This window comes from Actinomycetota bacterium (assembly GCA_040757835.1).
GTDB lineage: Bacteria > Actinomycetota > Geothermincolia > Geothermincolales > RBG-13-55-18 > SURF-21.
The window spans coordinates 67272-74611 of the sequence record JBFLWJ010000013.1 but is presented as its reverse complement, the minus strand read 5'-3'; the positions used below and the strand labels follow the sequence as shown (position 1 = coordinate 74611).

6 protein-coding genes and 1 pseudogene are annotated in these 7340 nt (G+C 65.4%); 5 read left to right on the top strand and 2 right to left on the bottom strand.

What is annotated here, in order from left to right; all coding sequences use genetic code 11:
- The 3 genes from AB1384_11065 to AB1384_11055 all read left to right on the top strand — a co-directional run.
- The coding region (locus AB1384_11065; protein ID MEW6554812.1) for a hypothetical protein at window positions 1-473 on the top strand (473 nt) is incomplete at its 5' end.
- A 79-nt stretch (window positions 474-552) separates the two neighbouring features.
- On the top strand, window positions 553-1155 hold the full coding sequence (locus AB1384_11060) for a hypothetical protein (GenBank protein MEW6554811.1): 603 nt from the start codon (window positions 553-555) through the stop codon (window positions 1153-1155).
- Between the two features lie 412 nt (window positions 1156-1567).
- Window positions 1568-3817 carry a hypothetical protein gene (locus tag AB1384_11055; GenBank protein MEW6554810.1) on the top strand — a complete coding sequence of 750 codons (2250 nt, stop codon included), beginning with the start codon at window positions 1568-1570 and terminating at the stop codon, window positions 3815-3817.
- Window positions 3818-4034: 217 nt separating this feature from the next.
- Here AB1384_11055 and mutM read toward each other — a convergent pair whose 3' ends face one another.
- The gene (gene mutM, locus AB1384_11050; GenBank protein MEW6554809.1) at window positions 4035-4856 is read right to left on the bottom strand and encodes a bifunctional DNA-formamidopyrimidine glycosylase/DNA-(apurinic or apyrimidinic site) lyase; all 822 of its coding nucleotides are present in this window, start codon (window positions 4854-4856) and stop codon (window positions 4035-4037) included.
- A gap of 162 nt (window positions 4857-5018) precedes the next feature.
- Between mutM and AB1384_11045 the strand changes: the two are divergent.
- A pseudogene (locus AB1384_11045) lies at window positions 5019-5084 on the top strand (zinc ribbon domain-containing protein).
- Between the two features lie 153 nt (window positions 5085-5237).
- Entirely contained in the window at window positions 5238-5879 is a 642-nt protein-coding gene (locus AB1384_11040) for a hypothetical protein (protein MEW6554808.1), read from the top strand.
- Here AB1384_11040 and AB1384_11035 read toward each other — a convergent pair.
- Complete coding sequence (locus AB1384_11035) at window positions 5876-7336, bottom strand: HAMP domain-containing sensor histidine kinase (GenBank protein ID MEW6554807.1); 1461 nt, start codon at window positions 7334-7336, stop codon at window positions 5876-5878. The two genes, AB1384_11040 and AB1384_11035, sit on opposite strands and share 4 nt — an antisense overlap.
- Window positions 7337-7340 lie beyond the last annotated feature (4 nt).

Sequence of the window (7340 nt, the reverse complement as noted above, 5' to 3'; positions counted from 1 at the left end):
AGGTCATCCCCTACGGGGTGGACCTGGCCCCCCATTCCCGCACCACCCTGCACGTCAACCACATCCTCGGCCCCGGCCGGGACGTCTCGGTGTCGGTGCACGCGGACGCGCCGGTCATCGCCGAGCGTCCCATGTACTTCCTCTACGCGGGTGCCTGGTCCGGGGGCCACTGCGTCACCGGGGTCGCCGCTCCCGCCACCGACTGGCATTTCGCCGAGGGCACCACCCGCGAGGGCTTCGACGAATGGCTGTGCCTACAGAACCCGCAAGGGGAGAAGGTCCACGCCGCCCTCACCTTCATGACCGGCGAGGGGGAGGTCATCCCCTACGGGGTGGACCTGGCCCCCCATTCCCGCACCACCCTGCACGTCAACCACATCCTCGGCCCCGGCCGGGACGTCTCGGTGTCGGTGCACGCGGACGCGCCGGTCATCGCCGAGCGCCCTCTCTACTTCAACTACCCCACGCATTAACCCTTAACCGTTTCTTTACATTTTCTTTAAGCGGGGTTAACCGCGCGGTGCGACCATCTTGATAAAGGAGGTGATGGAGATGGAGAAGAAATACGCCAGGCTGACGGCCGCCGTCGTGGCGGTCGCGCTTTCAATGAGCTTCGTTCTCCTCGCCGCGGGACCCGTGTGGGCCCAGGACGGTCAGCAGGAGCGGGAAGGTGGGGACCCCGCGAGGGACATACCCCCGGAGCTGCAGGCCAAGGTACGGGAGTACAGGGAGGCCATGGCGGACCTGCGCGAGACGGCCGCACCCATGAAGAAGGAATTAAGGGAGCTCAAGCGGACCTTCCAGGCGCTGTTCCGCAAGGCCCGCTCCATGCCGCGTGATGCCAGGCAGGAACTCCGCGACCGCATCGCCGCCCTCAAGGACGAGTACGCGGGGGCGGTCAAGGACAAGGTCGCGGCCGTCAAGGAGAACGCCAGGGCTATGAAGGAAGCGGCGGCGGCCTCACGGGACGCCTGGGAACAGGGAGACCTGGATGGCGCGCTTTCCGGCCTCGACCAGGCCATCGCGAAGACCGCGGAACTGCAGCCGCTGCTGGAGGAGGCGCACCAGCTCCTGGAGCAGATAGTGGACGCCCTGCGGCAGATCGCCGAGGAGGCGGGCGCTCCCTCCGCCTCTGCCGCTACACTCGCCGCCTGAGGGCGCGGTGTCACGCTGAGAGCGCGGCCTCCGGCAAGAGCGCGGAGCAAGGAGTTTCGGCACACAACATGAGCCGCCGGTGCCGGGGAGGGAAGGGGGACCTCCAACTCCCCCCCCGGAGGTCCCCCTCCCCGGTGATCCGGCACTCGCCCCTTCCGTGAGTCGCGGATAATCCCCCCCTAGTCCTGAAAAATACTTCCGCCAGCAAGTGTAATGGCTGCCCTCGCGCGCCGTTTTCACCAGTGTAGGAACGGAACGCGCTCCGTCTCAAGCGACGGACTCGGCACGTCGATGATGAATATACGTTCGCAGACGGAATAGGGTCACGCAAAAGCCGACTACAAGGGAGTTGGAGGCGGGATAAGAGGGCAGCTTACCGGCCTCTCACGGCGAGAGAGAAGGGAGCTTCGAAATGAGAGGAAAGAGCAAGGTTCTCAAGGTCCTGCTGATCATGGTCCTGAGCGGCCTGTTCTGCGCCACCACGCTGGCGGTGGCGCCGGCCGGGGAGGTGAAAGCGAGCTGCGGACAGGCCGGCTGGTACTTCGCCGAGGGCTTCACCGGCGGGGAGTTCGATACCTACATCCTCATCCAGAACCCCAACCTGACCGAAGCCACCGCGCACCTGCGCTTCTTCACGCCCGACGGCGCGCCCCTTGAATGGGACGTGAACCTGAACGGCGAGAGCAGGACCAGCATCCCCCTGGACAGCATACCCGGCCTGGAGGGGCAGGAGGTGGCCACCGAGGTCACCTGCGCCGGTGAAGGGGTCATCGCCGAGCGCGCCATGTACTTCAAGTACGACTCCGGTGCGGGGGCCCGCGCCGGCGGCCATTCCACAATCGGCGCCCCCGGCCTGAGCGGCAGCTGGTACCTGCCGGAAGGCTTCACCGGCGGCACATTCGATACCTACGTACTGCTCATGAATCCTAACGACACGGACGCCGTCGTCTGGCTTAAGCTGATGAAGCCCTACGATGGCAGGTACTATCCGTTCACGACCACCGTCCGCGCCGGCAGCAGGAAGACCGTCAAGCTGGACGACCTGGTGTGGGTAGAGGGCGGCGAGAACATCATCGCCGACGTCGGCGCCGCCACCGGTGACGGCACCGGGGAACCGCCCGTCGAGGTGAAGTTCGACGATACCGACATTTCAACCCTGGTGCTCTCGCAGAACGGCGTGCCGGTCATGGCGGAGATGGCCATGTACTACGATTACTACGGCAAGGCCGGCGGATCCAGCTCCATCGGGGCCACCTGCGCCGCCCAGGAATGGTTCCTCCCCGAGGGCTACACCGGCGGCGACTTCGACACCTATGTCACGGCCATGAACCCCAACTGGTACCCGGTGGACGTCACCTACACCTTCTACTCCGACGACAGCAGCTTCGCGCCGGTATCGGTCACGCACCCGGGCGTGCGCCCCTATTCCCGCGACACCATCAGCGTGGACGGGGTCGAGGGCTTGACGGCCGCGGGCGTGTCCACCAAGGTAACGGCGGTGAAGCAGGTGGAGCTGGCCGGGGCGGAGGATGACCCGGTTGACCGCTACGCGGTGCTCTACGGCATCGAGGACTATGCAAGCGGCGACGATGTCCTCTATGCAGTGGACGATATGTACGACATCAAGCACCGGCTGGTGGACTACTGCGGCTTCAGCTACGACCGCATGCGCTACCGCTCCGAGGGCGATGTCAACCTGGCGAAGATAGCGGAGGATATGGCCTGGCTGGCCAGTGCCGCAGACGCCAACGACATCGTGGTCTTCTTCTTCGGAGGACGCAGCTCCACGGACGCGGAGAACAACATCGACCTCTACGACGGCAGCGTCTCCCGCTCCGAGCTGGAGGCTTACTTCGCCGCCCTGCAGAGCGAGAAGTTCGTGGGGCTCTTCAGCTGCGCCAACAGCGGCGAGCTGGCGGGAGAACTGGCCGCCTCGGGCCGCCTGCTCATGGCGTCGTGCTCCAAGGGCGAGCTCTCCTACGCGTTCCCCGAGGGCGATTTCACCGCCGCCACCGGCGACTACGGCAACGGCGCCTGGGCCTATTACTTCGTCGAGGCGCTGGCGAAGAAAGAGGCTGATACCGACGACAACGGCAGGGTCAGCGCGGGAGAGGCCCATGCATACCTGGCCCCCAGGGTGACCGCCTTCGTCAACGACAAGGAAGCCGCCTCGCAGGTGCCCGAGATCTACGACGGCATCGGCGACATCGACCTCACCGTGGAATGGGTGGCGGCCAGTGTCGTGGCCCAGCGCTCCATCTACTTCAACTACGGGTCGGCCAACGACGGGGCCACCTCCATAGGCTCGCCCTGCACCTACCCCAACTGGTTCCTGGCCGAGGGCTACACCGGGGGCAGCTTCGACACCTACGTGCTGGTCTTCAACCCCTACGACTTCGCCCAGGACCTGACCATCACCTACATGACCCCCAGCGGCGAGCCCATCGTCATGGAGGACACGATAGCGGCCAATAGCCGCGCGACCATCATGGTCGACGGTGTGCCGGGCCTTGAGGACATGGACGTGTCCACCCGCGTATCCGCGCAGCCCGCGGATGTGGCAGCGGCTTGCTCGGGAGGCGTGGTGGTCGAGAGGGCCATGTACTTCAACTACTACGGCAAGACCGGGGGCTCGTGCTCCATCGGCTACGGTTCCTGGTAATACAAGACGCAAAGAGGCCGGGCCCGCGCCCGGCCTCTTTCGTTTAAGGGGTCAGGTATTGGATTTTGGATACCCCGGTATGTATGAAGAAAACCGTAATAAACACCCCCATCACACTGCAAGTTTGGAGCGGATACCATAATATGGTATCCAAAACCCAAGACCTGACCCCACCAGGCCTGGCACGGGTGAGTTGGGAGATAGAAGTCCGCCTTGTCTATTTCTGGCACCTTGGGCAGAAAAAAGAGCTGCGGCCGGCGATGACCTCGCGCACGATGGAGGCGCCGCAGGCGGGGCAGCGCTCCCCCTCGCGGCGGTAGACGCGGTGGTCGTCCTGGAAACTCCCCCGGTCACCCCGCAGGTCAACGTAGTCGCTCACCGATGAGCCCCCCCGCGAGATGGCCTCCGCGAGCACCTCGCGGACCGCGGCGTGGATGCGCTCTATCTCCCCGGGCGAGAGTTCGTCCAGGCGGCGCAGGGGATTGACCCCGGCGCGGTGCAGCGATTCGTCGGCGTAGATGTTGCCAATGCCGGCGATGCGGGACTGGTCCAGCAAGGCGGATTTCACCCGGCACTTCCCCCGCAGGGCACCGGCCATGCTTTCACGGGTGAAGCACTCGTCCAGGGGCTCCGGCCCCATGGCGTGCAGGCCGCGCAGGGGGGTACGGTCCCCGCGCCGCAGCAGGGCGGTCTCCCCGAAAGTGCGCGGATCGACGTAGAGCAGGTCCCGGCCGTCGGCGAGGTGGAAGACGATATGGGTGTGGCGCGGGCGCTCCTCCCCGGGCGTGGGGATGACCAGCGAGCCGGTCATCCCCAGGTGGATCACCAGTTCATGCCCGTCGTCCAGCTCCAGGATGAGATATTTTCCCCGGCGGCTGACGTCCTGGATGCTCCGGCCCGCCAGACCCCTGCGATAGCCCATGGGGGTGGGGTGGGTGACCAGGCGGGGCAGGCCGACCTCGCACGATGCGATGCGCGCACCGGCAATCTCTTTCTCGAGTTGCCTGCGGATTATCTCCACCTCCGGCAGCTCCGGCACTTCTTCACATCCTTCACGGTCCCTCGCGACACCCTTTTCATACTATGCATCATTCACCTCCATGGGAACACCGGCGTCACATATATGAGACGGCCGCATTTGTGTTAAGATAATCCACTAACAGGGCGGTTTGAAGGCAAGCGGGACAGGACAGGGCAGATAATGGTCAAGAGATGTCCGCAATGCGACAGGCAAGTCCCCCTTGATGAATATTTCTGTCCCGATTGCGGCGAAGCGCTTTTCCCGGGAAACGGCTCCATGCCGGAAGACCGGGAAGCGAGCCCGGTCGGGGTGGAACGTCATTCCTCTCCTGGGTTGGCGTCGTACCGGGACCATCCAACGCTGCCGGGCCAGGTACCGGATCACGGGTACGGATATGAGATGCCCTATGTCCCGCGGGCCGGTTCCACCAGCGCCAACCTCCCCGCGGACTTCCATATGCCGTGGGGAAAGATAGCCGGGGTCCTGGCCCTCCTGATCATCGTGGCCCTTGGCGTAGGGCTATATACTTACCTGGACAAACCCGGCATCAAGATCTCGGTCCCCGATGGATGGAGCGAAGCCAGCGACCGCGAGAAGGCGTCGCTCGAGAAGAGCATGAACGAGGACGGTTCGATCGATTACGCCCTGGACTACCTCTTCATCAGCGACGGCAACGGCATCGACATGATCGCCGTCTTCCATTTCGACGTGGGTCCCGACGAGGAGCCTTTCCCGGAGACCCAGGACCTGGAGGAGATGGGTCAATACATCGGCACGCTGGAGGAAGTCGGGTACTTTCCGGGAGCCCTCGTCAACATCTACGAGCTGAGGAACATGCTCGACGGCGCGCGTCCGGTGCATCTCGCTTGCGGGCAGGCGTGCATCTATGTCGAGGAGAACCCCGAGGGGGTCGGGGCTTACGAGACCCTGGTGATGGGAAAGGGTGACAGGATCTTCATGGTCTTCGTCCTCAAGGCCATCTCGGACGGGGCCCCTTCGCCGGACATGCAGTACCTCATCGACACCATCGAGCTCGACTAAGGCAGGCGGGGCGGGAGCTCCACGGTGAAGGCGGCGCCCCGGCCGGGCTGGCTCCACACCGATATCCGCCCCCCCAGGAGGTCAAGCAGCTCCCGCGCCACCGCCAGGCCCAGCCCAGACCCGCCGTAGCGCTGCGAGCGCGAGCGCTCCACGCGCGAAAAACGCTCGAAGATGTTCTCCAGCTCCTCGGGCGGGATGCCCTGGCCGTTGTCCCTGACCTGCAGGCGGACGCCTCCGGCGGGCAGGGGGTCGGCGGATACGGACACCTCTCCGCCCTCGGGGGTGAACTTCAGGGCGTTGTCCAAAAGGTTATGCATCACCTGCTCCAGGGTATCGCGGTCGGTCTCTATGGCTGCCATACCCGGCCGCACCTCCACCTTCAGGGCGATGCCCCTGTCGCCCGCTTGCGGGAGGAACTTCTCCCGCACCGTATCCAGGTACGCGGGGATGTCCAGCGATACGGGATGCAGCGACCATGCCCCAGCGTCGATGCGCGAGAGGGCCAGGAGCTGTTCCAGCACGCGCTTCAGGCGGGCGGTCTCCTCGCTGATGATGGAGAGATAGCGCCGCTCGTCCTCCTCCGATTCCACCATGCCGTCCAGGAGGGCCTGGGAGAAACCCTCGATGGAGGTGAGGGGGGTGCGGATCTCGTGGGAGACGTTGGCCACGAAATCCTTCTGTTGCTGGGAAGAGGCCTGGATGCGCTCCGCCATGTAGTTGAAGTAGCGGGAGAGCTCCGATATCTCGTCCCGCCCCGTCACCTCCACCCGGCTGTCCAGGTTGCCGTGGGCCAGTTCCCAGGCGCCCCGGCTTAGGCCGCGCAGGGGCTTGAGCACGTAGCCGCTGAGGTACAGGGCCAGGACGATGGAGAGCAGCAGCGCCGCTCCACCGGCGACGACCAGGTAGCGCAACAGCCCACTGCTGGCCGTGGCGGCCAGGGTGTCGGCGTCCTTCGCCACCGCGAGGTTGAAATAGTCTGGCCGGCTGGGGATGTCCAGGGGGACGCAGACCAGGAACACCTCGCCCACCACCCCCAGCTCGGTACGGTGCGTGACCGTCTCCCGGCCGGCCAGCAGCGAGGGGTCCAGCTCGCGGGGCACGCGCACCCCCAGGGGTTGTGGGGCCACCACCTTGCCGTTTTCGTCTACCACCACGCTGGCGGCGTCGATGAGCCTCCCCTCAAGGCGCAGCAGCTGGGTCACCCTCTCGGCGTTGGCGATGGGCAGGTCCGGGAACTCCTCGCCGAGGGCCAGGGCAACCTCCAGGTCCCCGGCCATCTCCTCGGCCTGCTGGACCAGCTCCTCGCGGGCCGCGTTCTCCTCGCGGTTCTTCTCGCGCCAGACGAAATACGCGAAGAGGGCCCCGAAGATGAGCAGGCTGAGGACGCTCAGGACCAGGAAGTAGAAGAGGAACCTGCCGCGCAGGGAGCGGAAGAAAGCCCTTCTCTCGCCGGCCATGCCC

What these genes read in the sequence shown, in the direction of transcription:
- AB1384_11060 (MEW6554811.1), top strand. Translation starts at nt 553, where the DNA reads ATGGAGAAGAAATACGCCAGGCTGACGGCCGCCGTCGTGGCGGTCGCG.
- AB1384_11035 (MEW6554807.1), bottom strand. Translation starts at nt 7,336, where the DNA reads ATGGCCGGCGAGAGAAGGGCTTTCTTCCGCTCCCTGCGCGGCAGGTTC.
- AB1384_11040 (MEW6554808.1), top strand. Translation starts at nt 5,238, where the DNA reads ATGCCCTATGTCCCGCGGGCCGGTTCCACCAGCGCCAACCTCCCCGCG.
- AB1384_11055 (MEW6554810.1), top strand. Translation starts at nt 1,568, where the DNA reads ATGAGAGGAAAGAGCAAGGTTCTCAAGGTCCTGCTGATCATGGTCCTG.